Raw genomic sequence first — 1,167 nt, 5'->3', positions numbered from 1 at the left:
TGATCCGCCGCGGCCGCATCGCCGCCGGCAGACAGCGCTCCACAAGACCCCGCACTCCCCCGGACACATCCCCGCCCACCCCCGACGGCACGACGTACAGATGCACATACGGATCGCCCGGAACCTCCTCACGCACCACGGCCGCGCACTCCAGCACCGCCGCATGCCCACCCGCCACGGCCTCGATCTCACCCAGCTCGATCCGATGACCCCGGATCTTCACCTGATGATCCGTACGACCGCAGTACTGCAGACTCCCATCACCCCGATACCGCACCAGATCACCCGTCCGGTACATCCGGCCACCCGCCTCCACAGCCCACGGATCAGCGACGAACCGCTCCCCCGTCAACTCCGGACGGCCCAGATACCCACGAGCCACACCCCGCCCACCGATCCACAACTCGCCCCGCACACCCCGAGGCACCGGCCGCCCCGCACCATCCAGGACATGGAGACGGTTGCCGCGGAGCGGGTCGCCGAGGGAGACCTCGCCGGCCGTCACGTTCCAGGCCGAGGACCACACGGTGGTCTCGGTCGGGCCGTACATGTTGGTGACCCTGCCCGTGCACAGCTGCAGCAGCTTCTCGGTCAGGGCACGGTCGAGGGCTTCGCCTCCGACGATCATGTGGTCGAGGCCGGCGAGCAGCGCACGGCCGTCGGCGTCGGCCAGGAGCATCCGGGCCAGCGACGGGGTGCACTGAAGGTGCGTGGGCGCGTAGGTCCGGTTCTCGGCCCAGTCGGCGACGGAGCCGTCGGCGATGACCACCCGGTATCCCCGCGTCAGCGTCCACAGCAGTTCGAGGGCCGAAATGTCGAAGGAGGGGCTGGTGACGGCGAGCCAGGTGTCGCCGGTGCCGCCTCCCACCCGCTCGTCGACCGCGTCGCAGAAGTTGGCGAACTGGGCGTGCTCGATCATCACGCCCTTCGGCTTGCCGGTCGAACCGGACGTGTAGATGACGTAGGCCAGGTCGGAGGCGCCGGGGGTGGGGGTGTCCGGGGTGGAAGTGTCCGGGGTTGAGTCGTCCTTCGGGTCGCCGGCCTCGGAGACGGTGAAGGGCACGACGTCCATGGTGGTGGGGTCGAGGGCGCCGACGGTCTCCGGACGCGTGATCACGGTCCGCAGACCACTGTCCTCCAGAACATGCCGCAACCGCTCCACCGGAT

At 69.6% G+C, this 1,167-nt stretch carries 1 protein-coding gene; it reads right to left on the bottom strand.

Going from position 1 to position 1,167, the window contains the following annotated elements:
- Window positions 1-1,117, bottom strand: a 1,117-nt coding sequence (locus ACZ4XX_RS40295) for an amino acid adenylation domain-containing protein (protein WP_468512779.1), incomplete at its 3' end; no start/stop codon positions are given.
- Window positions 1,118-1,167 lie beyond the last annotated feature (50 nt).

This window comes from Streptomyces sp. NPDC029956 (genome assembly GCF_055574655.1).
Note: the sequence above shows the minus strand (reverse complement) of the source record. Positions and strands in the feature narration are given on the sequence as shown.